This is a genomic window from Burkholderia sp. AU39826 (assembly GCF_020419965.1).
Classification (GTDB): Bacteria; Pseudomonadota; Gammaproteobacteria; order Burkholderiales; family Burkholderiaceae; genus Burkholderia; species Burkholderia semiarida.
This window is the reverse complement of sequence record NZ_JAIZQG010000001.1, coordinates 226,261-251,910: the sequence shown is the minus strand read 5'-3', so window position 1 is coordinate 251,910 and position 25,650 is coordinate 226,261. Positions and strand designations below refer to the sequence as shown.

Here is a 25,650-nt window from a genome sequence, read left to right as displayed (position 1 = left end):
CTCGCCGCGGCCGCGCGTCAGTCGCGATGGCGCGCGATCCAGTCGCTGAACGCGCGAATCTTCTGCTGGCCGCCGAGGTTCTCGGGATAGACGAAGAAATAGCGCGCGCCCGTCTCGAGCACGATGTCGAACGGCCGTTCGAGCCGGCGCGCGCTGACGTCGTCGTCGACGAGCGTCACGTCGCCGATCGCGACGCCGAAGCCCTGCATCGCCGCGTTCGTCGCGAGATCGAGCGTGTCGAACGTCGGCCCGCGCGCGGGATCGACGCCACGCTCGCCCGCATGGTCGAGCCATGCGCGCCAGTCGCGATGGTCGCGCGTCGGATGCAGCAGCGTATGGCGCGCGAGATCGCCGACCGCATCGAGCGGCGACGCTTGCCGCAACTCGGGCGCGCAAACGGGTGTCAGCCGCTCGTCGAACAGCGGCAGCGCGACGACGCCCGGGCCGGGCGAGGTCCCGTAGACGATCGCCGCATCGAACGGTTCGCTCGAGAAATCGACGACGTGCTGCCACGCGGTCGTGATCTGCACGTGGAGATCGGGATGTTCGCCCTGGAAACGCATGATGCGCGGCAGCATCCAGCGGATCACGCAGGTCGGCACCTTCAGCGCGAGATCGGTGCGCTGCCGCGTGAGCTTCATCGAGATGTCCTCGATCCGCGCGAAGCTCTCGTCGACCACCGGCAACAACTGCTCGCCTTCGGCCGTCAGCGTGAGGCCCTTCGCATGCCGCCTGAACAGCGGAAAACCGTAATGCGCCTCGAGCGTCTGGATCTGCCGGCTCACCGCGCCCTGCGTGATGCACAGCTGCTCGGCCGCGCGCGTGAAGCTGCGGTGGCGAGCCACCGTCGAGAAGATCTGCAGCGCGTGCAGGGGCGGAAGTCGGCGCATGGCGAACGGGAAACGGGAAACGGCGCGGATGGGCCGCGCGCCGACGCCGGCGCGCGCTGACCGACACGATAAGCCAAACGCCGGCTTTGCGCGAGACGCCGGATACTCAAGCCGTCGCGGTGAGCGCGCCCGCCGCGATGCGCGCCGCCGATGCGACGACGTCCGCGCGCGCCGCGGCAGTCGCCTCCGGCTGCGTGAACGACACGGCCATCACGATCGGCGCGCGCGACGGCGGCCACAGCACCGCGATGTCGGTCGTCGTGCCGTAGCCGCCGGTGCCGGCCTTGTCGGCGACGCGCCAGCCGGGCGGCACGCCAGCCGCGATGCCGGTCGCGCCGCGCGCGCCGCCGACCATCCATTCCGTCAGTTGCGCGCGCTGCGGTTCGCGCAGCGTGTCGCCGAGCAGCAGCCGCTGCAGCGTGTCGACCATCGCGACCGGCGTCGACGTGTCGCGCTCGTCGCCGGGCGCGGCCCTGTTCAGCTCGGGTTCCCAGTGATCGAGGCGGAAGGTGGTGTCGCCGCTTTCGCGCGCGAACGCCGTGACGGCCTGCGGGCCGCCGAGCACGCCCATCAGCAGGTTGCCCGCGCCCTTGTCGCCCGACTGCAGCATCGCCGCGCACAGCTGCGCGATCGTCATGCCGGTGTCGACGTGGCTTTCCGTAATCGGCGAGCCGGACACGATTTCATAGCGACGGTACAGGATGCGGCGCGGCAGCAGCGATGCGTCGAGCGCGCCGCGCGCGAGCACCGCGGCGGCCGCCATGACCGCATACGTGCCGCACAGCGGGAAGCGCTCGCGCGCGTGGTGCGCGATGCGCACGCCGTTCGACGTATCGAGCGCGGCGACGCCGAGCCGCCCGTTCGAGGCCTTTTCCAGCGCGGCGAGTTCGGCTTGTCCAGTATGGGCGCGCCCCTGGTCGGCGACCGGCGCCGACGTGCATGCGGCAACGAACGGCGCGGCAACGGCGGCAAGCAACAGCGAGCGGCGTGTCGGAGAATGTTCCATGGATGAGATCTGTTCTGTCGGAAACGGTGGCGCGAAGCAACGCGGCCGCGCATCGGCGACGCGCGACCGTTCACGCCGACGGCCGGCCCGCGACGGCATTCGCCGCGCATCCCCGAAAGACGCCCGTCGGCCCGCGGTGGCGGGATTCGCATGAACAAACCCTAGCGTAGCAGCGACCGCCGCCGCGTTCCAGCGCGACGGCCGCGCTTCACCCTTGCGACGAAGGCAGGTACGGCATCGGGTTCACCGGCTTGCCGTCGCGTCGCACCTCGAACAGCAGCGCGACACGCGAGTTGTCGAGGTCGCCCATCTCGGCGATCGCATCGCCCTGATGCACGATGTCGCCCGTCTTCACGAGCAGCTTGCGGTTGTGTGCATAGGCGGTCAGGAAATCCGCGTTGTGCTGGACGATGATCAGGCTGCCGTAATCGTTCAGGCCGGTGCCCGCATACATCACGCGGCCGTCGGCCGCGGCGCGAACCGGGTCGCCCGGCCGGCCGGCGATCTGGATGCCGCGGTTCTGCCCGGGCCGGAACCCTTCGACGATCTTGCCGGTTGCGGGCCACTTGAGCGCGACGCCGCCCGCATGGCGCTTCGTTTCCTTGACGACCTGGCGGTCGCTCGCGGTCGACGCGGTGGCTTGCGGATTGGCCGGCGAAGCGGCCTGATTATCCGCCGCGCCATTTCCCGCCACAGCCTGCGTGCCGGCCGCGCCCGCGGGCGGCAGCGGCTGCTGCTTGACGATGCGCAGGACCTGCCCCATGCGCAGCCTGCCGTTCGCGGCCAGCTTGTTCCAGGTGCGCAAGTCGGCCACGCTGCAATCGTTCGCGGATGCGATGCCCGTCAGCGTGTCGCCGCGCTTCACGACGTACTTCCGTGCGACGAGAATCGGCGCGGGCGGCATCGTGGCGGCCGCCGGCGCGGCGGGCGGGCTCGCATCGGAAGGCTGCCCCGCCAGCGTGTCGCTCGGCGGGACGGACTGCGTACTTGCACAACCGGCCATGACGAGCACGGCGGCCAGGCCCGACAGCCACGCCGCCTTGCGGTGAATCTCGCGCGTTTTCATGGACGATCCGACTCCGGTTTGACAATCTTTCAAGCATCTCAAAAACGGAACGGCCGACGTGTAACCGGATGCAAACAATGATGACAAACGATCACGGAGCGGATGCCGGCCGGCATGCGTTACCGGTAATACGGTCCGATCCGGAAAAACTTGATGGTCCTTTCGGAGAAAAACGGAAGAATTTTCGTCGCAAAAAACTATGGCAACTTCGTTTTCATAGACAAACGCGCGACGTTCATCGCAACCATGCGACGAATTGGGCCCCGGCCCACGCAACGCCGACGCACAGGAACAGCAGATGCAGCGCGATCTTGAACGACACGCCCCATGACGAATCGATCCGCATGACGGGCTCCCCGGTTGATGTGCGTTCATGATCGGCCATCGATCGCGCCCCGGAAATGCGGAAGCGGCGAACCGGGTCTCAGGCCAACCCTGAGACCGCCGCCGCGGTTCCTGCTAACTTATCGGCCATTCCCCCATCGCCTTTTCATCATGCGCTTCGACCTGACCGACCTGCGGCTCTTCCTGAACATCTGCGAGGCCGGCACGATCACGAGCGGCGCCGAACGCACGCACATCACGCTGCAGGCGGCGAGCGAGCGCATTCGCGGGATGGAGGACGAGCTGGGCGTGCCGCTGCTGCACCGGACCAAGTCGGGCGCGCAGGCGACCGATGCGGGCCGCGCGCTCGAACACCACGCGCGCACCGTGCTGCAGCAGATCGATCACATGCGCGGCGAACTGCAGCAATACGGCCAGGGGCTGCGCGGCCATATCCGGCTGCTGTGCAACACTGCATCGCTGAGCGAATACCTGCCCGACGCACTGGCCGATTACCTGCCGCGCCATCCGAAGCTGTCGATCAGCGTCGAGGAGCGCTCGAGCCAGGAGATCGTGCATGCGATCCGCAACAAGACGGCCGAGATCGGCATCGTCGCCGATTCGGTCGGCCTCGGCGGGCTCGAACAAAAGCCGTTCCGCGAAGACTGGCTGATCGTCGTCGTGCCGGCCGCGCATCCGCTCGCGTCGCACGACAAGATCGCGTTCGACGACATCGCGGGCGAAGACTTCATCGGCCTCACCGACGGCAGCGCGCTGCAGGTGCATCTCGCCGACCAGGCGCGCGCGCTCGGCAAGCGGATCCGCTATCGCGTGCAATTGAAGAGCTTCGACGCGATCTGCCGCGTGATCGCGAGCGGCGTGGGCATCGGCATCGTGTCGCGGCATGCGGCCGAGCGCGCGATGCAGACGATGGACGTGCGGCTCGTCGAGCTGTCCGATCCGTGGAGCCATCGGAAACTGACGCTCTGCGCGCGGTCGTTCGACGCGCTGCCGAAGTACACGCGCGAGTTCGTCGCGTTTTTGTCGGGCGCCACGCCGCCGCGGTAACGCGCACCACATTCGACTCACCCGATCGACATACGGAGACATGGCCATGACCGACACCGATCTCGCCACCCGCTATCGCGCGTATATCGACTGCCTGAACCGGCAGGACTGGCCGTCGCTCGGCGAATACGTATCCGACGACGTGATTCACAACGACCGGCCGCTCGGCCTCGCCGGTTACCGCGCGATGCTGGAACAGGACTTCCGCGACATCCCCGATCTGCGTTTCGAGATCCGGCTGCTCGCGTGCGAGCCGCCGCGCGTCGCGTGCCGCCTTCGCTTCACGTGTTCGCCGAAAGGGACGTTCATGGGGCTCGCCATCGACGGCCGCAAGGTCACGTTCGCCGAGAACGTGTTCTACGAATTTCACGAAGGCAAGATCCGCCAAGTGTGGTCGGTGATCGACAAGGCGGCGATCGAGAAGCAGCTTTGACGTCGTCGGAACGGCAGGCCGTCGCGCGCGACGGGCGGCGGCCGGCGGCCGCTCATACGCATTGCGATTCTTATGGATAACGTTTTCTCTCTTCACACATCGGGAATCCGTTTCCACGCGTTGCGGCCGCGCGCCGCTTACAGGCCGTTGTCGCGTCCAATGTCCGCTCGATCATCGACGAGAATCCCGGCGTTTTTCCCATAATCCGACTCCCCCTTCCGCACCATTCCTCTCGGCCATTCGGGTTTCTACCGGCGCATCCGACGTGAAAGTTCATTGACATCACGTCGTTCGATGCCTAAATTTGGAAAACGTTTTCCACTGCTCGAGCGCGACGCCGGTCACGGCCCGCGCAGGGGAACGCTTGCCCGCTCGATGTGTGATTCAGGCCGTCCGCCTTCAGGGAATCAGGATTGCAAGGCGGAAGCCGGGTACGGGCCTCGAGTGCGGCAACGGCAACCCGTGCCCGTCCTTCATCACTATTCAAGACTGGAGACACCATGCATCCGCGCAGCAGATTCGCGCTCGGCGCCGCGCTCAGCGCCCTTTCCGTCGTGCTCGTCACCGCGTGCGGCGGAAACGACGTAACGGACACGCCGGCGCCGCCCCCTTCGTCCACCCCGCCCGCGCTCGCGGCAAACTCGCTGCAGGCGCTCGTCTATGGCGCGCCCGACACCCGCGTGCCGGCCGGCACGAACGTCCCGGCCACGATGATGGGCCAGATGCGCGCGCTGTTCGACCTGATCCGGAAATCGCCCGACTTCACGCAGGTCGTGATGGATCTCGGCGACGGCACGCCCGTCCACGTGCTCGACACGAACACCGGCGACAAATTCCTGCCTGGCAAGCTCGCCCTCGGCCTGTCGTACATCCTGATCGACATGAAGGCGAAGAACGACCCGCAATACGCGAGCTACCTCGCGACGTACCAGACGATCACGACCGCGATGATGGCGCAGTCGGGCGGCAACTACGCGTATGCGAACACGTCGTGGGGCGAGTACTACTACCTCGTCGCGCTGAACAACCTGAAGGCCCACGGGATGCTCAACGAAGTCTTCAGCGACGCGATGCTCGCGACGCTGCAGCAGCGGCTCACCTTCTGCGACATGTTCGGCCCCGATGCGAGCGGCAAGACCAGTACGTGCCCGGCCGCCGGCACGCCGATCGACATCGCGTCGCTCAACACCGCGCAGAACTACTATGCGGTGTCCTACGGCATCGCCGGGCTGCGCCAGAAGCTCGGCTGGAGCAGCCCGTCGTTCGCGTCGAAGACGGATCCGGCCGTCGCGACGATGAGCGCGCGCGATGCGCTGCTGTACACGCTGACGAACCACATCCGCAACGACTCGTCGGGCGGGTTCTCCGACGAAGCGTCGAACACGCACACGACCTACTACGACCAGGCGCGCTTCGACCGCTACAGCACGCTGCTGATCGGCGAAGTGGTCGAGCGCACGTTCGAGATGGGCAACGAAGCGAACCTCACGCCGGAGCTGAAGGGCTATCTGCGCAAGTCGGTCGATCTGATCCTGCCGCAGTTGAACACCGACGGCCAGGGCTTCAACTACGGCCGCTCGATCGGCCCGTACGGCGATTCCGCGTTCATGGAAGTGCTGACGGCCGCGGCCAATGCCGGCGTGCTGACCGATCGCGAGAAACAGGTCGCGTATGCATTCATCTACCAGGCCGCGCGCCGATTCGACACGTACTGGTACGACCCGGCGCTGCCGACGCCGTCGGTGAACATGTGGGTCAAGGGCCGCGGCACCGATACGTATCGCGGCAAGCCGCGCGTGATGGGCGAGAACTTCAGCCTGCTGCACCAGTATCTGTACGTGAACGCGTGGTGGAACAAGCTCGGCTTCGGCGGCCAGCCGCCGATGGCCGATGCGGACTACCGCGCGTGGCTCGACGCGCTGCCGCGCTACACGCTCACCTGGTACAACCAGCCGGGCGACGCCGCGCATCCGTACAGCGCCGCGCTGCTCACCGTGCGCGACGGCCGGCGCGTGATCAACCTGAATCTCAGCCAGGCGCCCGACTACAACGCGTACACACCGTATTACCCGGTGCCGTTCTCCGACAAGCTGATCTATGGCACGACCGACCTCGGCTATGCGCTGCTGCTGCCACAGGTGACGTACAACGCGAAAACCTACATTCCCGTCACGTACTACAAGAACCTGAACGTGCAGCAGAGCAACGGCCAGGTGATCGTGTCGTTCGATACGACGAAGTTCCGGCTCGCGTCGAAGAACGCCGCGTACACGACGGATCTCGACCTGCAGGTGCACACGGTGCTGACGTTCGCGCACGGCATGATTTCGCGCACCGATACGCTGAGTTCGGGCACGCTCGCCGGCAACCTCGCGGTGGAGACGGACTTCACGTCGTTTGCGGATTTCGCGTCGACGCAGGCCAATGGCGACGGGATGTCGGTGACGTACGCGAACAGCGCGGCGACCGGCTATGCGGCGTCCGGCTTCGACAGCTGCGCGCTGTCCGCCTTCGACACGGCGAACGGCACGACGAATCCGCTGTCGACGACGCCGATCGGGCAACTGCATTCGAACTTCGCGTGCACGACGAAGCCGTTCGCGCTCGGCGCGGGCGCGTCCCGCACCGTCGGGTGGACGCTGAGGTACGCCGATCCGGCGTAAGCGGCACGACCGCCACCTCGTGACCGTTTCCGAAGCCGGTTGCCGAAACCGGCTTCGGGATCATTCAGCGTTCGGGCGCACGTTCACCACCACCCCGACCCCGCCATATACGCGCCAAGTGCAAGCAGCCCGACGAAGAAGCAACGCTTGAACATCTTCTCGCTCATCACGCGCCGCGCATATTGGCCGCCGGCCATTCCCGCCAGCGCGGGCACGAGCGCGAGCGCCGACACGCCGAGATCGACCGTCTGCAATGCGCCCGTCACACGCAACTGCAGGCCGAGCACGATCGTCGACGCGGTAAACGACAGCCCGAGCGCCTGGATCAGATCGTCCTTGGACAGCCGCAGCGCCTGCAGGTACGGCACGGCCGGCACGACGAACACGCCGGTCGCGGCCGTCACGACGCCCGTCAGGTAGCCGACCACGGCCGACAGCCATTTTTCGTGGCGCCCCGGCGCGGGCAGCCGTGCGGCCGCCAGCCCCCATAGCCCGTAAAGCACCAGCACCACGCCGAGCGCCGCGTGCGTCCACGTGCTGCCGGCCGCCAGCGCCGGTAACCCGCCCGTCAGCGTGCCGACCGTCAGGCCGGCGAGCAGCGGCCACAGCCGGCGTAATAGCGCGCCAAACGACGGGCCGAGCCACAGCTGCCACACGTTGGTGATGAACGACGGGACGAGCAGCAGACTTGCCGCGGCCGACGGCGGCATCGCGAGCGTCAGCAGCCCCATCGCGATCGTCGGCAGCCCGAGACCGATCATCCCCTTGACCGCGCCGGCCAGCAGGAAAACCAGCACGACGATCGTCAGCGTATGCATTTGCATGAAGGCATTCCGTCCGTTGAGTACGGCGCCGATGGTGCCTGCCTGCCATGCCGCCCGCCATCTGGTTTTGCCTGAGGCTGGCTCGGGCTCGCCGGACGGAGCGCTCAGGCGCGTCGATCCGGCCCCGTGAATCACCCCCGGCCCTGCTCGCTGTCGAGGTGCGCCATCTGCGCGGCCGGATAGCGCTCGCCGGCAGCCGCCCCGGCGGGGACCGCCGCTTCGATACGCGTGAGATCTTCGACCGTTAGTTGCAATTCAGTCGCCAGCAAACCGTCCTGCAATTGCGTGCGTTTGCGGGCGCCGACCAGGGGCACGATGTCGGCGCCGCGCGACAGCGCCCACGCGATCGCGACCTGCGCCGGATTGCTGCCCTTCTCGTCGGCGATCGCGCGCAGCGCGTCGACGAGCGCGAGGTTGTGCGCGAGATTCTCGCCCTGGAAGCGCGGGCTCGCCGCGCGGAAATCGCACTCGCCCTGCCGCGCCGCCGTCCAGCGCCCGCCGAGCAGCCCGCGCGACAGCACGCCGTAGGCCGTCACGCCAATGCCGAGCGCGCGGCACACGGGCAGGATCTCGGCCTCGATCCCGCGCGACAGCAACGAGTACTCGATCTGCAGATCGGCGATCGGCGCGACGGCGGCCGCGCGGCGGATCGTGTCCGCGCCGGCTTCGGACAGCCCGATATGGCGCACGTACCCGGCCTTCACGAGATCGGCGATCGCGCCGACCGTTTCCTCGATCGGCACCGCCGGATCGACGCGGGCCGGGCGATAGATGTCGAGGTAATCGGTGCCGAGCCGCTTCAGCGAATACGCGACGAAGTTCCGGATCGCCGCGGGCCGCGCGTCGTAGCCGGCAAACCCGCCGGCCGGATCGCGCAGCGCGCCGAATTTCACGCTGATGCGCACCTGGTCGCGCGTACGGCCGCGCAGCGCGTCGCGAATCAGCATCTCGTTATCGCCCATCCCGTAGAAATCGCCGGTGTCGAGCATCGTGATGCCGTGGTCGAGCGCCGCGTGCAGCGTCGCGATGCTTTCGTCGCGATCGGCCGGCCCGTAGAAATCCGACATCCCCATGCAGCCGAGCGCGATCGCCGATACCTGCGGGCCCGTGCGGCCCAGTTGACGCATGTCCATGTCCGTTTCCTTCAAATGGTGAGTGGATGGAACGGATTCTGGCCGCGTGACGCCGCGCGATAAACGCGAAACGCTCCACCAAACCATTCGACGCTGATTAACAATGGAGCCTGTTCCTTTCCCGCCAAGGTTCTCGCCCGCATGGACCATCTGCAAGCAATGCGCATCTTCGCGCGCGTCGCCCATCTCGGCAGCTTCACGAAAGCGGCCGAGCAACTCCAGCTGCCGCGCCCGACGGTCAGCAACGCCGTCCAGTATCTGGAAAAGCACCTGAAGGTCCGGCTGCTGCAACGCACGACGCGGCGCGTCGCGTTGACCGCCGAGGGCGCGACCTACTACGAGCGCTGCGTGCGGTTGCTGGCCGATCTCGACGACGCGGAAACGCTGTTCGAGGACGCCGGCGCGTCACCGCGCGGCGTGATCCGCGTCGACCTGCCCGAACGTTTCGCGCTGAATCACGTGATTCCGGCGCTGCCGGATTTCCACGCGCGCTACCCCGACCTGCGCATCGTGATCAGCACGACCGACCGCTTCATCGATCTCGTCGCGGACGGCATCGACTGCGCGGTGCGGGTCGGCGTGCTGTCCGACACGTCGCTCGTCGCGCGGCGCGTCGGCGAGATGGCCCAGCTCAACTGCGCGTCGCCCGCCTATCTCGCGCGCCACGGCACGCCGCGCTCGCCGGACGATCTGCCGGACCACGTCGCGGTCGGTTATTTTTCGAGCCGCACGGGCCGCGAACTGGACTGGGAATATGCGGACATGGATTCGGGCGAGATGCGCACCGTCAAAATGCACAGCGTCGTGTCGGTCAACAGCTCGCAGGCGTATCTCGCGTGCTGCGTCGCGGGCCTCGGGCTGATCCAGGCGCCGCGCGACGGGCTCGCGCCGCTGCTCGCCGACGGTTCGCTGGTCGAGGTGCTGCCGGAATGGAATGCGGCGCCGCTGCCCGTGGCGGTGGTGTTCCCGACCGGCCGGCACCTGGCGCCGCGCGTGCGGATCTTCGTCGACTGGCTCGCGGAAACGCTCGGCGGCACGCACCGGGCGGACTGACGGCGGCCGTGCCGGGGCATGCGCCCCGACGCCGGCGCACTCAGAACTTGTGGCGGATCGCGGCGCGCACCGAGAACTGGTTCGACGACGACGACGGGCCGTCCGTCCCGACGACGTAGCCGCCGTCGGCCGCCGTGCCCGTCTTGTCGCCGGCCACCTTCTGCCACGCGCCCTGCAGGTACACGTCAGTGCGCTTCGACAGGCTGTAGTCGGCCATCAGGCCGACCGTGTGGTACTTCGGCTTGAACGAGCCGGCCGCGGCGTCGTACTTGCCGTCCGTGTACACGTACTGCGCGCCGAGGTAGAAATCGGGCGTGAGCTGGTACTTGCCGTTGACTTCGAAGTTCTGGAACTTCGTCGCGGTCAGCCCGAGGCCGGCGAACGTCGACGCCGGCAGGTAGACCGTCGATACCGGGTTCTTCACGTCGGTCTTCGTATAGACGAACCCGACCGTGGCCGGGCCGAACGTATAGTTGACGCCGCCGCCGAAGATGCGCAGCCGATCGGCGACGAAGTTCGCGTCGTCGGCCGCGATCGCGCCCGCGTTGCCGATGCCCGGATTGTTCGCCTGCAGATACGCGGCGGCGACCTGCAGCCCGGCCAGCGAATACTGCGCGCCGATGCTGTATTGGCGGTTGTTCGAGAAGCCCGTGCTGTTGCTGAAGCTGTACGTGCCGCCCAGCGTCAGGCCGTTCCAGTCGGGGCTTGCGTACTTGACCGTGTTGTTGACGCGAAACGAGTTGTCCGTGTTGTCGTTGTCGAACGGGTGCGAGAACAGCGTGCCGCCCCAGTTGCCGTTCGCGGTCAGCGGCGCGAGATAGTCGACGACGGAATCGTACTGGCGGCCGAAAGTCAGCGTGCCGAAGCGCGACTCCGACAGCCCGACGAACGCCTGACGGCCGAACATGCGACCGCCCTGGCCGAGCCGGCCGTTATTCACGTCGAAACCGTTTTCCAGCGTGAAGATCGCCTTCAGCCCGCCGCCGAGATCTTCGCTGCCCTTTAGGCCCCACCGGCTGCCCTGCGCATAGCCGCTCGCGAGCTGGTAGTTGGTCTTTCCGACCCCATTGACGTTGACGTTGTTCGTGTAATTGAAGCCTTCGTCGATCAGGCCGTACAGCGTCACGCTGTTCTCGGCAAAGGCCGGCGCGGCGCAAGCGGCGAGCGCGGCGGCAAAAATGGCGTGCTTCTTCATGACGAATCTCCGGAGCCGGGGGCCGGGCGGGCCAAACGCCCGGCGTATGTTCGATCTGTTGTATGTGTGGCCCGCAGGGCGGACGACGCGGTGTGCGGCCGCGTGAGGACAAAATGGTGTCACGTCGGAAATCGTCCGTCCATCGGGTACCGGTCATCGCGCGCAAAGCGTTGCGCTCGTCCAACTGCCGGGTTGCGCGCACGGCCCGACCGCGCTTGTCGGCGGCGGCAGGCCGGCCCGCCATCCGCGTAAACCCGATGGGCGCCGCATCGGTGGCACAATGCGCATCCGTTCGCCATTTCTTCACGAAGTCATGCTTGACCCCGATTCATGCGCGGCGCGTGCCGGCCGTAACCGCGGCCCGCGCCGAAAGGCGCTCCGATGAGCGCGCCGGCCCGGGCCGGCCGCTACGCCGAGCTCGATTTCTTCCGCGGCCTCGTGCTGCTCGTCATCGTCGTCGACCACATCGGCGGCAGCATCCTGTCGCGCGTGACGCTGCACGCGTACGCGCTGTGCGACGCGGCCGAGGTGTTCGTGTTCCTCGGCGGCTTCGCGACCGCCATTGCGTACAACTCGCTCGCCGAGCGGCACGACGAAGCCGCCGCGCGCCAGCGCTTCATCCGGCGTGCGTTCGAGATCTACCGCGCGTTCCTCGTGACGGCCGGCCTGATGCTGCTGATCACCGCCGCGCTGAATGCGCTGGCGATCGACGGCCCGAACATGCCGACCAACGATCTCGACGGGCTGCTGCACAAGCCGCTCGCCGCGCTGCGCGACATCCTGCTGTTCCGCCGCCAGCCGTACCTCGCGTCGGTGCTGCCGATGTACGCGTTCTTTGCGCTGCTCGTCCCGCTCGCGCTGCCGCTCGCGCGCACGCAGCCGTGGCTGATGCTCGCGTTCAGCGGATCGCTGTGGTACGCGGCGCCGCACGTCGCGCGCTTCTTGCCGACCGTCGAAGGCGCGCCGTGGGATTTCAACCCGTTCGCGTGGCAGTTCCTGTTCGTGCTCGGCGTGATCGCGCGCTGCCAGCCCGTCTACCAGACCCTCGCGCCCAGGCCGCAGGGCTGGCTGCTGACGGCCGCGTCGCTCGCGGTCGTCGCGGCCGGCGCATACTACCGGCTGCGCATCGAGCCGTTCCCGACCGATCCGTCGATCAAGCAGAACCTCGGCGCGCTGCGACTCGTGAACTTCCTCGCGATCGCGTGGCTCGCCGCCAAGCTCGTGCACCTCGGCTGGATGAAGAAGGTCGCGCACGCGATGCCGTGGATCGGCACGATCGGCCGGCAGGGACTGCTGTGCTTCGTCGCGGGCACCGGCATCTCGCTCGCGGTGGATTCGCTGCTCTACCAGGCGACCGAAGGCTATCTCGACGTGCCGCTCGGGCTGGCAGCCGACGCCGTCGCGATCGGGCTGCTGTATCTCGTCGCCAAGCTCTACGGGCCGCTCGTCGCGCGGCTGCCGTTCCGTTCGCGGCCATGACGCGCCGCGCCGTCATGCGCCGCTGCGACGATAGCCGGCGCCTCTCCTGAAACGATTCGCCATGCGCCGACTCGCCCTTCCGTTCGCCCTCGCCCTGATCGCCGGCGCCATCGCCACCGCCCATGCCACGCCGCCGGCGCCCGCGGCCGCGGTATCCCCCGCGCCGCCTGCCGTGCAGACCGCGACGACGCCGTCGGCCGCGCAGGAGCCGTCGGTCAATCCGGGCAGCAGCGTCGTGCTGCGCACGTTCCGCTCGGCGTCGCTGAAACGCGACTGGTCGTACACGGTCTACCTGCCGCCCGGCTACAACCCGGAAGGCGCCCGCTACCCGGTGATGTACCTGCTGCACGGCAACGCGGGCAACGCGAACGACTGGGTCACGCAGGGCCGGCTGCAGGCCACCGCCGACACGCTGATCGAGCGCCACGACATCCCGCCCGTCGTGATCGTGATGCCGCAGGGCGGCACCGACTGGTACGTCGACCGCAAGGAGAAGATGCAGAGCGCGTTCCTCAACGACCTGCTGCCGGAAGTCGAAGCGCACTTCGCGGTGTCGAACCAGCGCGCGGGGCGCGCGATCGGCGGCGTGTCGATGGGCGGCTTCGGCGCGCTGCGCTTCTCGCTGCTCGAGCCGGGGCTGTTCTGCGGCGCGATGCTGCTGAGCCCCGCGATCTATGCGAACGAGCCGCCGCTCAATTCCGCCGCGCGCTACGTCGGCGTATTCGGCGACCGGCAGTTCGATCCGCGCGTGTGGCACGAGCTCAATTACCCGGCGCTGCTGCGCGGCTATTTCGCGCGCAACTGGCGCGTGCCGATGTTCATCGCGGCCGGCGACGACGACCTGACGATCCAGGCGGAGTCGAGCGTGCTGTACACACAGCTGCGCCGGGCGCAGAACCCGGCCGAGCTGCGCATCGTCGACGGCGGGCATATGTGGGACGTGTGGCGCGGGTTGCTCGGGCCGGGGTTGAAGTATGCGCTCGAGTGTGTGAAGTGACGGCCGGCGGGGCGTTGCTCCGCCCTGCCGCTCGCTCGGCTCCGCGTTGAGCGAAAGCCACGGTATCCAGCGTGCGCTTCACGATGTCGCTTGAATCCGTACCCGCCGCATTTCGACTACATTGCCAAAGTGGCGATGCCATCGGTCGTCGCCTGCCTCCCCTACTCGACCCGCAGGAAATCAAGCCATGTCTGACTCGAAGAAATTCGCCGCCGTCACGGGCGCCGGCTCCGGCATCGGTCGCGCAGCGGCCGTCGCGCTCGCCCAGGCCGGTTTCACCGTCGCGCTGCTCGGGCGCACGGAGGCGTCGTTACGCGAAACGCGGGACGCCATCCGCACCGCCGGCGGCGACGCGCAGGTATTTCCCGCCGACGTGACCGACGAAGCATCGGTCGACCACGCGTTCGCGCAGATCGCACAGCAATTCGGCCGGCTCGACGTCCTGTTCAACAACGCCGGCCGCAACGCCCCGGTCGTTTCCCTCGGCGACTACGAACTCGACGTATGGAACAGCGTCGTCGCGACGAACCTGACCGGCGTCTTTCTGTGCGCGCGGGCCGCGTGGCGGCTGATGAAGGCGCAAACGCCGCAGGGTGGCCGAATCATCAACAACGGCTCGATCTCGGCGCACGCGCCGCGCCCCGACACGATCGCGTACACGGCGACCAAGCACGCGGTGACCGGGATCACCCGGTCGCTCGCGCTGGACGGTCGCCGGTACAACATCGCGTGCGGCCAGATCGACATCGGCAACGCGGCCACGTCGCTCACGGAACGGATGACGCAAGGCGTCCCGCAAGCGGACGGCAGCCTGGCGCCGGAAGCGCGAATGGACGTCGCGCATGTCGCGAACGCGATCGTCCAGATGGCGAATCTGCCGCTCGATACGAACATCCTGAACATGACGATCATGGCGACCGCGATGCCGTTCGTCGGTCGCGGGTAACACGCGCCGCAGCCCGCGCCGGAAGGCAGCGTTCACGTACGGGCGGCGACCGCACCGCGCCGTCGCGACGCTGAATGCCAGCCCGTCGCGACGCAGATTGGTTTCAGTGAGGCAGGCCGATCACCTGCCGCTCGTCCTCGAGCAGTTGCGTCAACGAACCGTGCAACCGCTCAACGCTGTGCGGCGGTAGCGCGAAGCTTGCCCATCCGAGCCCGCTGTGACGCAGCAACAGCACCGCGCCGCCCTGCAGCGGATGGCGTTCGGCATACCAGCAGGGGTCCATTTCGGTCACGAATGGCTGCTCGTGCGGCGGACGTTCCGGCACCGCGGGCTGCATCGACGCGCGCAGCAGGCTCAAGTACTGGATGACTGCGTCCACGTCTTCCGGATCGAGCACTGCCGCGCCACGCTCGATCGACATCAGCACGACGAGCTTGCCGCGCTCCTCGATCATCTTGATGCTCAACGGTTGTGCCATCTTCGTCGTCCTTGCTACGGTTACGTGATCTCATTATCGACCTCGGTACAGGTTGGCTGCCTGAAGATTTGTGATCCATGCATGAATCTTTTTTTAGAAATCTTCAGAAAGCGCGTCGCGCTGTCGTCCATCCGACTCCACCGCTTTCTAAACGAAATTTCATCCGGCCAGCACCGTTTTTTTAGCGTCCCGCCGCCGCGTGCCTTCCATAATGGATTCGCTGCCCGCCCCCGGCAGGCGCAGCGCGATGCGTCGACGCAGCCCGCCGAAGACGGACGCGCCGCTCCGTATTTCCGGCAAATCCACTCCTCGCCGATCATGAACCAACTGCAAGCGATGCGTGTCTTCACGCGTGTGGTCGAGTTGTCGAGCTTCAGTCTCGCCGCACGTCAGCTCGGCATGTCGGCCGCCGCGGTCACGCGCAGCGTCGGCATGCTCGAGGCCCATCTGAACATGCGCCTGTTGAACCGGACCACGCGCAGCCTGTCGCTCACCGAGCCGGGCCGCGAATACCTCGACGGCTGCCGCGCGATCATCGAGAAGCTCGACGAGATCGAATCGAACCTCGCGCAGGTCAATCGCGATCCGCACGGTACGCTGCGCATCGCCGCGTCGGCCACCTCGGTTGCGGCCGGGCTGTGCACGCTGCTGTCCACGTATCGCATCGCGCATCCGCGCGTGCGATTCGACGTGACGACATTCGATATCCAGGTCGACATGGTGGAAGGCGGCTACGACGTGTGCTTCTGTGACGATCACCGCCTCGTCAACTCGACCTTCGTGTCGCGGACGTTGACGAGCGTGCGCGACGTGGTCGTCGCGTCCCCCGACTACCTCGCGCGGCACGGCACGCCTGTCGAGCCGGTCGAACTGAATACGCACAGCCTGTTGACCGTGTCGAACGGCGCCGCGCGCAACTGGGAGTTCTCGGCTACCGACGGCGCCTGCCGCATCTATACCGGCAATGCGCTGGCATCGACCAGCAACACGATGGTGCGGATCGCGGCACTCAATCACATGGGTATCGCGCAATTGCCGCATCCGCTCGTGGCCGACGATCTCGCACGCGGCACGTTGGTGCCGATTCTCGAACGCTACGAAGCGAACGGCGGCCCGCGCCGCATCTCGATGCTCTACCCGAGCCGCAATTATCTGTCCACGAAAGTGCGCAGCTTCATCGACTACGTGGTCGACCACTATCGCACGCCCGGGCGCATCGCCATGCAGCTTGCCGCTGCGTAACTTCGCCGCGTCGCGCACGCCATGGCACATATCCTGACGATCGAAGACGATCCGCTGATCGCGGATCACATCGCGCACTCGCTGCGTGCCGAAGGCCACCAGATCGACGTCGCGCGCACCGGCCGCGACGGCATGGACCGCGCGATGAGCGCGCACTACGACGTCGTGACGCTCGATCGCATGTTGCCCGACCTCGACGGGCTGACGATCCTCGCGACGATGCGCGGCGTCGGCCTCGATACGCCGGTGCTCGTGATGAGTGCGATGTCCGACGTCGATCAGCGTATCCAGGGGCTGCGCGCCGGCGGCGACGACTACCTCGTCAAGCCGTTCTCGCTCGAAGAAATGTGCGCGCGCATCGACGTGCTGATTCGCCGGCGGCCGCGCGGCACGCACGTCGACACGGTGCTGCGCGCCGGCGAGCTGGAGCTTGATCTGGTGCGGCGACGCGCGACGCTCGGCGCGCACGAGCTCGCGCTGCTACCGACCGAGTCCCGCGTGCTCGAATTCATGATGCGCAACGCCGGCCGCGTGCTCACGCGCACGATGATCTTCGAAGCCGTGTGGGGGTGCCGTTTCGATCCCGGCACGAACCTGATCGACGTGCACGTCGGCCGCCTGCGCAAGAAGGTGAACCGGCCAGGCGCGGCACCGCTGATCCGCACGATCCGCGGCTCGGGCTACCTGCTCGGTTGAGCCCGTCCGCCACTTAAAACTTGTTTCATCTTTTTAGCGACCCGCTGTTAGGGGCTGCTCCGCAGAATGCGGTCATCGGATGCGCATCGGTATTTTCCCGAAGACGCGCACGTCCGGCTCTTCTTCACGACGCTTTTGAACGGAGCAGCACCTCATGCTGAAAATTGTCCGGCTCGCGCTCACGCGGCCCTATACGTTCGTCGTACTGGCGCTGCTGATCCTGATCGCGGGCCCGCTCGCGGCGATCCGAACGCCCATCGACATCTTTCCGGACATCCGCATTCCGGTGATCAGCGTCGTGTGGAACTACGCCGGCCTGCAGCCGGACGACATGTCCGGACGCGTGATCACGTACTACGAGCGCACGCTCGGCACGACGGTGAACGACGTCCAGCATATCGAGTCGCAATCGTTCCGCGGCTACGGCATCGTGAAGATCTTCTTCCAGCCGACCGTCGATATCCGCACGGCGACCGCGCAGGTCACGTCGATCTCGCAGACCGTGCTCAAGCAGATGCCGCCCGGCACCACGCCGCCGCAGATCCTGAACTACAACGCGTCGACCGTGCCCGTGCTGCAGATCGCGCTGACCAGCAACACACTCGACGAACAAAAGCTGGGGGATTACGCGGTCAACTTCATTCGGCCGCAGTTGCTGTCGGTGCCCGGCGTCGCGATTCCGACGCCGTACGGCGGCAAGACACGCGAAGTACAGATCGACCTCGACCCGCAGGCGCTGCAGTCGAAAGGACTGTCGGCGCAGGACGTCGCGCACGCGCTCGCGCAGCAGAACCAGATCATCCCGGCCGGCACGCAGAAGATCGGCCGCTTCGAATACAACATCAAGCTCAACAACAGCCCGCTCTCGCTCGACGCGTTGAACGACCTGCCGATCAAGTCGGTCGGCGGCACGACGATTTATATCCGCGACGTCGCCCACGTGCGCGACGGCTACCCGCCGCAGGGCAACATCGTGCGCGTGGACGGCCGCCGCGCGGTGCTGATGAGTATCCTGAAGAACGGCTCCGCATCGACGCTCGACATCATCGCCGGCGTGAAGGCGAAGCTGCCGCTGGTCGAACAGACGCTGCCGCCGGGCCTGAAGCTCGTCACGATGGGCGACCAGTCGACCTTCGTGAACGGCGCCGTGAGCGGCGTGGCGCGCGAAGGCATCATCGCCGCCGCGCTGACCTCGCTGATGATCCTGCTGTTCCTCGGCTCGTGGCGCTCGACGCTGATCATCGCCGCGTCGATCCCGCTGGCCGTGCTGTCGGCGATCGCGCTGCTCGCGGCCACCGGCGAAACGCTCAACGTGATGACGCTCGGCGGCCTCGCGCTCGCGGTCGGGATCCTCGTCGACGATGCGACGGTGACGATCGAGAACGTGAACTGGCACCTCGAACAGGGCAAGGACACGCGCACCGCGATCGTCGACGGCGCGAAACAGATCGTGATGCCGGCGCTCGTCTCGCTGCTGTGCATCTGCATCGTGTTCGTGCCGATGCTGATGCTCGACGGCATCTCGCGCTTTCTGTTCGTGCCGATGGCCAAGGCGGTGATCTTTTCGATGGTGTCGTCGTTCGTGCTGTCGCGCACCTTCGTGCCGATGCTCGCGCAATACCTGCTCAAGCCGCACGCGTCGGCCGGCCACGCGTCGGGCGAACTGGCCGCGGTGATGGATCCGCACGCGGGCCATGCCGGCGCGCACGACGTCCCGCCGTCGCGCAATCCGCTGGTGCGCTTCCAGCGTGCATTCGAGCGCCGCTTCGAAGCCGTGCGCGCGTCGTACCGGATCCTGTTGGGCCTCGCGCTCACGCGCCGCAAGCCGTTCGTCGTCGCCTTCCTCTGCATCGTGGCCGCGTCCTTCCTGCTCGCACCGTCGCTCGGTCGCAATTTCTTCCCGACCATCGACTCCGGCGAGATCGCGCTGCACGTGCGTGCGCCGGTCGGCACGCGTGTCGAGGAAACCGCCGCCGAACTCGACCGCATCGAAAACACGATCCGCGGCGTGATTCCGCCCGCGCAGTTGCGCGAAGTGATCGACAACATCGGCCTGCCGAACAGCGGGATCAACCTGACCTACAACAACAGCGGCACGCTCGGGCCGCAGGACGGCGACATCCTGATCTCGCTGTCGCGCGATCACGCGCCGACCGCCGACTACGTGCGCGCGCTGCGCGAACGCCTGCCGCGCGCCTATCCGGGCACCACGTTCTCGTTCCTGCCCGCCGACATCGTCAGCCAGATCCTCAACTTCGGCGCACCGGCCCCGGTCGACCTGCAAGTGGCCGGCCCCAACCAGCAGGCCAATCTCGCCTATGCGCGCGAGCTGTACCGCAAGCTGCGCCTGATCGCGGGCGTCGCCGACCCGCGCATCCAGCAGGCCAGCACCTATCCGCAGTTCACGGTGACGGTCGACCGCACGCGCGCCGACCAGCTCGGCATCACCGAGCAGGACGTGACGAACTCGGTGGTCGCGACGCTGGCCGGCACCAGCCAGGTCGACCCGACCTACTGGCTCAATCCGCGCAACGGCGTGTCCTATCCGATCGTCGCGCAAACGCCGCAGTACAGGATGACCACGCTGTCGGCACTGCAGAACCTGCCGGTCACCGGCGCGAACGGCCAGTCCCAGTTGCTGGGCGGCCTGGCCACGATCACGCGCGGTGTCGGCAACGCGGTGGTGTCGCACTACAACATCGAACCGCTGTTCGACATCTACGCGACCACCCAGGGGCGCGACCTCGGCGCGGTCGCGGCCGACATCGACGATATCGTCAAGGCCACCGCGAAGGACGTGCCCAAGGGCTCGACCGTCACGCTGCGCGGCCAGGTGCAGACCATGAACGGCGCGTTCGCCGGCCTGCTGCTCGGCCTCGTGGGCGCGATCGTGCTGATCTACCTGCTGATCGTCGTGAACTTCCACTCGTGGGCCGACGCATTCGTGATCGTCTCGGCGCTGCCGGCGGCGCTGGCCGGCATCGTCTGGATGCTGTTCACCACGCATACGCCGCTGTCGGTGCCGGCGCTGACCGGCGCGATCCTGTGCATGGGTGTCGCCACCGCCAACTCGATCCTCGTCGTCAGTTTCGCGCGCGAGCGCCTGGCCGAAACCGGCAACGCGCTGGCCTCCGCGCTCGAGGCCGGGTTCACGCGCTTCCGCCCGGTGCTGATGACCGCGCTCGCGATGATCATCGGCATGGCGCCGATGGCGCTCGGCCTCGGCGACGGCGGCGAGCAGAACGCGCCGCTCGGCCGCGCGGTGATCGGCGGCCTCGCATGCGCGACGATCGCGACGCTGTTCTTCGTTCCCGTCGTGTTCAGCCTCGTGCATCGGCGCGATGCGCTCAAGCACGACGGTTCCCGCGCTTACTCCCCTTCCGCGTCCGGAGCTTCCCATGTCCACTGAGATCGATATCAAGTCGCCGAAACGGCTGCCCAACCTCAAGCTCGTCGCCACGCTCACCGCGCTGATCGCGGTCGGCATCGTGGCGACCGGCATCATCGGCCGCGCGCACGCGAAACAGGAAATGACGACCTGGTCCGCCGAGCAAGCGGTGCCGACCGTGGTCGCGTACACGCCGTCGACCGGCGGCGACGGCGCCACGCTCGTGCTGCCCGGCCATTTGTCCGCATTCGAGAGCGCGCCGATCCATGCGCAGGTGTCGGGCTACCTGCATGCGTGGTACACCGATATCGGCGCGCACGTGAAGTCGGGGCAACTGCTCGGGCTGATCGATACGCCCGAGCTCGACCAGCAACTGCTGCAGGCGCGCGCCGATCTGCAGAGCTCGCTCGCCAACGAGAAGCTTGCCGCGTCCACGGCCGCGCGCTGGACGAGGATGCTCGCGCAGGATTCGGTGTCGCAGCAGGAAACCGACGAGAAGACCAGCGACCTCGCGGCCAAGCAGGCGATCGTCGCCGCCAGCGAGGCCAACGTGCGGCGCCTCGAGGCGCTGGAGGCGTTCAAGCGCATCGTCGCGCCGTTCGACGGCGTCGTCACCGCACGCAAGACCGACATCGGCCAGTTGATCTCGGCCGGCGGCGGCGCCGGCCCGGAGCTGTTTGCCGTGTCCGACGTGCACCGGATGCGCGTCTACGTGAGCGTGCCGCAGAACGAGGCCGCCGCGATCCGGCCCGGCATGACGGCCACACTGACCGTGCCGGAGCATCCGGGCGAGACCTTCCGGGCGACGCTCGCCGACACCGACGACTCGATCGCCGATTCGACCGGCACGCTGCTCGTCCAGTTGATGGTCGACAACCCCGACGGCAAGCTGATTCCCGGCGAATACACCGAGGTGCATTTCGCGCTGCCGGCCGGCAGCAGCCACGTGCTGACGATTCCGGCCAGTTCGTTGATCTTCCGGCAAGCCGGCCTGCAGGTCGCCGTGGTCGGCAAGGACGATCGCGCGGTATTCAAGCCCGTGACGATCGCGACCGACCTCGGCACGCACGTGCAGATCGCGACCGGCCTCGCGCCGGACGATCGCGTGATCGACAACCCGCCCGACTCGCTCGCCGCCGGCGATCCGGTCAGGCTCGCGGCGCCAGCTCGCACCGTCGCGTCGGCCGCGCGCGATACGGAGCGTGCGCATGGCTAACCGGCTTCGGCTTTGCGCGACGCTCGCCGGCGTCGCGTTCCTCTGCGCGTGCTCGTTCGCACCTGCCTATCATGCGCCGCACCCCGCGCTGCCGGCCAGCTTCAAGGAAGCGGGCGGCTGGCAGCCCGCGAAGCCGGCCGACCGCATCGCGCGCGACGGCTGGTGGAAGGCGTTCCGCGATCCCGTGCTCGACCGGCTCGAAGCGCGGGTGGCCGCGGCCAATCCCGACGTGGCCGCAGCCGTGGCCCGCCACGACGAGGCAACCGCGCTGTTCGATCAGGCGCGCTCGGGCCTGTTCCCGACCATCGGCCTCGGCGCGCAGGTCTCGAGCAACCGTCAGTCGGCCATGCGGCCGTTGCGCGGCTCGAACCAGCCGAACGTCTATGGCGACAACACGCTCGACGCCGGCTTCGACTACGACCTCGACCTGTGGGGCAAAGTCCGCAACGAAGTCGCGGCCGGGCGCGCCGACGCACAGGCCAGCGCCGACGATCTCGCGTCGGTCCGACTGAGCTTGCAGGCCAGCCTCGCGAGCGCGTACTTCAGCCTGCGCGGGCTCGATCAGCAGCAACAGTTGCTGGCCGATACGATCGACACGTATCAGCGCGCGCTGCGCCTGACGATGAGTCGGCACGCAGGCGGCATCGCGTCCGATCTCGACGTGTCGCGCGCGCGGACGCAGCTCGATTCGGCCCGCGCGTCGGCCGAGGGCGTACGGGCGCGGCGCGCGCTCTACGAGCACGCGATCGCGACGCTCACGGGTGTACCGGCATCGTCGTTCTCGCTGGCACCGGACCTGAACGCGGCGTATCTGCCGGCGATTCCGGCCGGCATTCCCGCGACGCTGCTGCAGCGGCGCCCCGACGTCGCGGCCGCCGAGCGCCGCATGGCCGCCGCCAACGCGAAGATCGGCGTGGTGCGCGCGGCGTTCTTCCCCGACGTCACGCTCGGGCTGGTCGGCGGGTACCAGAGCTCGGGCCTCGGCCACTGGCTCCGCGCGCCGAACGAGATCTGGTCGATCGGGCCCAGCCTCGCGCTGTCGCTGTTCGACGGCGGCCGGCGCCAGGCACTCACCGACCAGGCGCGCGCGCAGCTGGCCGAGAACGGCGCGAAATACCGCGCGGTGGTGCTCGACGCGTGCCAGCAGGTCGAAGACAACCTCGCCCTCACGCACCACCTCGGCGACGAAGCCGAGCGCGAGCAGGAAGCGCTCGACGCGGCCGAACGCACGTTGCAGCTGTCGATGTCGCGCTACCGGGACGGCGTCGTCAGCTATCTCGACGTGGTGACGGCGCAGACCACCGAACTCGATACGAAGGTTGCGATGCTGGAGCTGGACACGCGCCGGCAACTGGCGGCGGTGGGGTTGATCGCCGCGCTGGGCGGCGGTTGGTCGACCGATGAAGCCGCATCCGGCGCGCAAGTACCGGCCGCGACGTCGCCCCTTCAATGAACTGAATCCCTTGCGGCATGAACGAGGCGTGTCGCATTTCAAGGCACCCGTCGCGATGACGGGTGCCGTTTTTTACGTCGGCCCGACCGCTCAGAACTTGTGACGGATACCGGCCGCGACCACCGCCTGACGATCGTTGCCCGATGCCGCCAGGTTGAAGATCCCCGCGTGGCCGAGCACCGCGACGCCGTCCGCCCCCGTCACGCGCTGGTACACGCCTTCCAGATAAAGGTCGGTGCGGCGCGACAGCGCATAGTCGGCCTGCAGCATGAACTGGTTCCACTTCGGCGCGATGCTGCGGCCCGCCTCGTCGAAGCGGCCTTGCGTGAACGTATAGGCGCCGCCCAGCGAGAAAGCCGGCGTGAGGCAATAGCGCGCATTCAGTTCGTAGTTGCTGAAGGTTAGCAACTGGCCGTTCACCGTGCCATACGACCCGCCTTGCGACAGTTCTCGTGGGTCGTTCAGGATCGTTCTCGTATAGACCAGGCCGACCGTCGCATGGTCGAACGCATAGTGCGCACCAGCGCCGAACGTGCGCCAGCGGCCGCCGGCCAGCATCGCATCGCCATCCGAGCTGCTCAGCGAACCGCCGGTGTTCTGCGGCTTGTTCACGCCGCCCGGCTGGTCCGACTGCAGGTACGCGACGGCGACGGCGACCGGACCGCTCGCATACTGCGCGCCGACGCTGTACGCGTTGTCGTTGCTGAACCCGCCACCCTGATTGCTGAAGCCGTAAGCGCCGCCGAACGTGAAGCCGCCATAGTTCGCACTGCGGAACTTCACCGCATTGTTCATGCGCGTGTCGTTGGCGAGGTTGTCGTTGTCGTACGGATGATCGGCGAGGTTGCCGCCGAATCCCGACCCGGTCGCCGACAGCGGCGCGACGAAGTCGACCAGGAAATCGTACTGGCGGCCGAGCGTCACCGTGCCCCACTGGCGGCTCGCGAGGCCGACCCACGCCTGGCGGCCGAACACGTCGCCGCCGTTGCCGAACTTGCCGTTCGCGACGTTGAAGCCGTTCTCGACGGTGAACACGGCCGCGAGGCCGCCGCCGAGATCCTCGTTGCCGCGCAGCCCCCAGCGCGACGTGCTGACGTTGCCGCTCTGCACGCCATAAGCGGGCCCCGCGCCCGCGGCCGATTTCTGGTTGCTGATGTAGTCCAGGCCCGCGTCGATCGTGCCGTACAGCGTCACGCTGCTCTGCGCATGCGCCGCGCTCGAAAGCAGGCATGCGACCGCCGCCGGAATTGCCAGATATGTCTTCATGATGGTTTCGTTGGAGTGGATCGGTCCGATCGCATCGCCGGCCCGGGCGGCGTGGCCGCTCGTGCGCGATGCGATGGCGCCCAATTTAGGCAGCGGGCATGACAGCGCCGTTATCGAAACCGCCCGCAAAATGAAACCCGCTTCATCTTCACGACATACCTGCTTCATGTCTGCGCGAATGCGGGCCGGTGCATGAATTTCTTTTCACGTTGCGCATGCCGATCCGCTAACGTCCCTCCTCTATGCTTGTCCTCAACCCGCGCGCGGCACCCGCACGCCGCGCCGGGGGATGAACCCAGTCAATCATCATGAGGACTCCCGACATGAAAACCGCCAACATCGTCGCCGCCGCCATGCTCGCCGCGATCGGCGCGCTGTCCGCTCCCGCGTTTGCACTGACCGGCAGCCAGCCGATCCACATGTCCCCGGCCGCCACCAAGGACGGCGCGCCCGGCGCTCAGGCTGCCGGCCAGTGGGTGCCGCCTTACGGCCAGCCGATCCACGAGAAGACGCGCGCCGAAGTCCATGCCGAGCTCGTGCAGGCCGAACAGGACGGGCAGCTCAAGTACCTGAACTCCACGCTCTATGCGCATTGAGACGCGTGACGGTGCGGCCGGGCGCGGCGCCCCGCTCACGCGGCCCGCGCCGCCAGCGGCGACGCCGCGCGTCCACCCGATTGCTCGCCATCCATGAAGCTTCGTTCGTTGTTCGCTCGTTCCGCCCGTCTCGCGCTCCTCGCGATGGCTACCTGCGTCGTGTTGTCCGGCTGTGCGTCCGCGCGGCCCGACGGCCCCGGCGATTGCGTCGGCCCAGCCGATTTCTGCGTGCCGTTCT

Annotated in this window: 22 protein-coding genes; 13 read left to right on the top strand and 9 right to left on the bottom strand. The window is 67.5% G+C overall.

Translation table 11 applies throughout. The annotated features are described in order from the left end of the window. Window positions 1-17: 17 nt before the first annotated feature. The 3 genes from LGM42_RS01190 to LGM42_RS01180 form a co-directional block, all read right to left on the bottom strand. On the bottom strand, window positions 18-890 hold the full coding sequence (locus LGM42_RS01190) for a LysR substrate-binding domain-containing protein (RefSeq protein ID WP_059584968.1): 873 nt from the start codon (window positions 888-890) through the stop codon (window positions 18-20). Between the two features lie 106 nt (window positions 891-996). Next, a complete protein-coding gene (gene bla / locus LGM42_RS01185; protein ID WP_226231350.1) occupies window positions 997-1,896 on the bottom strand; it encodes a class A beta-lactamase in 900 nt (299 codons plus the stop codon). A gap of 208 nt (window positions 1,897-2,104) precedes the next feature. Beyond that, complete coding sequence (locus tag LGM42_RS01180; protein WP_226231349.1) at window positions 2,105-2,962, bottom strand: peptidoglycan DD-metalloendopeptidase family protein; 858 nt, start codon at window positions 2,960-2,962, stop codon at window positions 2,105-2,107. 495 nt (window positions 2,963-3,457) lie between these two features. Here LGM42_RS01180 and LGM42_RS01175 point away from each other — a divergent pair, with 495 nt between their 5' ends. The 3 genes from LGM42_RS01175 to LGM42_RS01165 all read left to right on the top strand — a co-directional run bounded on the left by LGM42_RS01175 (window position 3,458) and on the right by LGM42_RS01165 (window position 7,450). Further along, complete coding sequence (locus tag LGM42_RS01175; protein WP_059584965.1) at window positions 3,458-4,354, top strand: LysR substrate-binding domain-containing protein; 897 nt, start codon at window positions 3,458-3,460, stop codon at window positions 4,352-4,354. A 46-nt stretch (window positions 4,355-4,400) separates the two neighbouring features. Next, window positions 4,401-4,787 carry an ester cyclase gene (locus LGM42_RS01170; RefSeq protein WP_060311673.1) on the top strand — a complete coding sequence of 129 codons (387 nt, stop codon included), beginning with the start codon at window positions 4,401-4,403 and terminating at the stop codon, window positions 4,785-4,787. Window positions 4,788-5,287: 500 nt separating this feature from the next. Continuing rightward, on the top strand, window positions 5,288-7,450 hold the full coding sequence (locus LGM42_RS01165; protein WP_226231348.1) for a hypothetical protein: 2,163 nt from the start codon (window positions 5,288-5,290) through the stop codon (window positions 7,448-7,450). Between the two features lie 83 nt (window positions 7,451-7,533). Here the strand turns inward: LGM42_RS01165 and LGM42_RS01160 are convergent, their stop codons facing one another. Further along, window positions 7,534-8,274 carry a sulfite exporter TauE/SafE family protein gene (locus LGM42_RS01160; protein ID WP_226231347.1) on the bottom strand — a complete coding sequence of 247 codons (741 nt, stop codon included), beginning with the start codon at window positions 8,272-8,274 and terminating at the stop codon, window positions 7,534-7,536. 131 nt (window positions 8,275-8,405) lie between these two features. Beyond that, window positions 8,406-9,407: an aldo/keto reductase gene (locus tag LGM42_RS01155; protein ID WP_226231346.1), complete on the bottom strand. Its 1,002-nt coding sequence runs from the start codon at window positions 9,405-9,407 to the stop codon at window positions 8,406-8,408. A gap of 141 nt (window positions 9,408-9,548) precedes the next feature. Between LGM42_RS01155 and LGM42_RS01150 the strand changes: the two genes are divergently transcribed. Beyond that, window positions 9,549-10,460 carry a LysR family transcriptional regulator gene (locus tag LGM42_RS01150; protein WP_226231345.1) on the top strand — a complete coding sequence of 304 codons (912 nt, stop codon included), beginning with the start codon at window positions 9,549-9,551 and terminating at the stop codon, window positions 10,458-10,460. A 40-nt stretch (window positions 10,461-10,500) separates the two neighbouring features. Here the strand turns inward: LGM42_RS01150 and LGM42_RS01145 are convergent, their stop codons facing one another. Continuing rightward, window positions 10,501-11,655: a porin gene (locus tag LGM42_RS01145; protein ID WP_060310814.1), complete on the bottom strand. Its 1,155-nt coding sequence runs from the start codon at window positions 11,653-11,655 to the stop codon at window positions 10,501-10,503. Between the two features lie 381 nt (window positions 11,656-12,036). Between LGM42_RS01145 and LGM42_RS01140 the strand changes: the two genes are divergently transcribed. The 3 genes from LGM42_RS01140 (at window position 12,037) to LGM42_RS01130 (ending at window position 15,077) form a co-directional block, all read left to right on the top strand. Continuing rightward, window positions 12,037-13,134, top strand: a complete 1,098-nt coding sequence (locus LGM42_RS01140) for an OpgC domain-containing protein (RefSeq protein WP_060310813.1) — start codon at window positions 12,037-12,039, stop codon at window positions 13,132-13,134. A gap of 61 nt (window positions 13,135-13,195) precedes the next feature. Continuing rightward, window positions 13,196-14,131 (top strand): alpha/beta hydrolase, encoded by a 936-nt coding sequence (locus LGM42_RS01135; protein ID WP_059584959.1) that lies wholly within the window; start codon window positions 13,196-13,198, stop codon window positions 14,129-14,131. 187 nt (window positions 14,132-14,318) lie between these two features. Continuing rightward, complete coding sequence (locus tag LGM42_RS01130; protein ID WP_089465610.1) at window positions 14,319-15,077, top strand: SDR family oxidoreductase; 759 nt, start codon at window positions 14,319-14,321, stop codon at window positions 15,075-15,077. A 103-nt stretch (window positions 15,078-15,180) separates the two neighbouring features. On the opposite strand, the gene LGM42_RS01125 is transcribed toward LGM42_RS01130, so the two are convergent. Continuing rightward, on the bottom strand, window positions 15,181-15,555 hold the full coding sequence (locus LGM42_RS01125) for a hypothetical protein (protein WP_226231344.1): 375 nt from the start codon (window positions 15,553-15,555) through the stop codon (window positions 15,181-15,183). Window positions 15,556-15,714: 159 nt separating this feature from the next. Next, a complete protein-coding gene (locus LGM42_RS01120) occupies window positions 15,715-15,861 on the bottom strand; it encodes a hypothetical protein (RefSeq protein ID WP_226231343.1) in 147 nt (48 codons plus the stop codon). Window positions 15,862-15,873: 12 nt separating this feature from the next. Between LGM42_RS01120 and LGM42_RS01115 the strand changes: the two genes are divergently transcribed. From LGM42_RS01115 to LGM42_RS01095, 5 genes are all read left to right on the top strand, one after another. Next, the gene (locus LGM42_RS01115) at window positions 15,874-16,797 is read left to right on the top strand and encodes a LysR family transcriptional regulator (protein WP_226231342.1); all 924 of its coding nucleotides are present in this window, start codon (window positions 15,874-15,876) and stop codon (window positions 16,795-16,797) included. Between the two features lie 21 nt (window positions 16,798-16,818). Then, complete coding sequence (locus LGM42_RS01110) at window positions 16,819-17,493, top strand: response regulator transcription factor (protein ID WP_226231341.1); 675 nt, start codon at window positions 16,819-16,821, stop codon at window positions 17,491-17,493. A 154-nt stretch (window positions 17,494-17,647) separates the two neighbouring features. After that, window positions 17,648-20,902 carry an efflux RND transporter permease subunit gene (locus LGM42_RS01105; protein WP_226231340.1) on the top strand — a complete coding sequence of 1,085 codons (3,255 nt, stop codon included), beginning with the start codon at window positions 17,648-17,650 and terminating at the stop codon, window positions 20,900-20,902. Continuing rightward, a complete protein-coding gene (locus LGM42_RS01100; protein WP_226231339.1) occupies window positions 20,892-22,097 on the top strand; it encodes an efflux RND transporter periplasmic adaptor subunit in 1,206 nt (401 codons plus the stop codon). Before LGM42_RS01105 ends, LGM42_RS01100 begins: the two co-directional genes overlap by 11 nt. Beyond that, entirely contained in the window at window positions 22,090-23,550 is a 1,461-nt protein-coding gene (locus tag LGM42_RS01095) for an efflux transporter outer membrane subunit (protein ID WP_226231338.1), read from the top strand. The genes LGM42_RS01100 and LGM42_RS01095 overlap by 8 nt, the downstream gene beginning before the upstream one ends. Window positions 23,551-23,640: 90 nt before the next feature. Here the strand turns inward: LGM42_RS01095 and LGM42_RS01090 are convergent, their stop codons facing one another. Continuing rightward, on the bottom strand, window positions 23,641-24,816 hold the full coding sequence (locus tag LGM42_RS01090; protein ID WP_226231337.1) for a porin: 1,176 nt from the start codon (window positions 24,814-24,816) through the stop codon (window positions 23,641-23,643). Window positions 24,817-25,139: 323 nt separating this feature from the next. Between LGM42_RS01090 and LGM42_RS01085 the strand changes: the two genes are divergently transcribed. After that, window positions 25,140-25,412, top strand: coding sequence for a DUF4148 domain-containing protein (locus LGM42_RS01085; protein ID WP_060310805.1), 273 nt, complete (start codon window positions 25,140-25,142; stop codon window positions 25,410-25,412). Window positions 25,413-25,650: the final 238 nt, after the last annotated feature.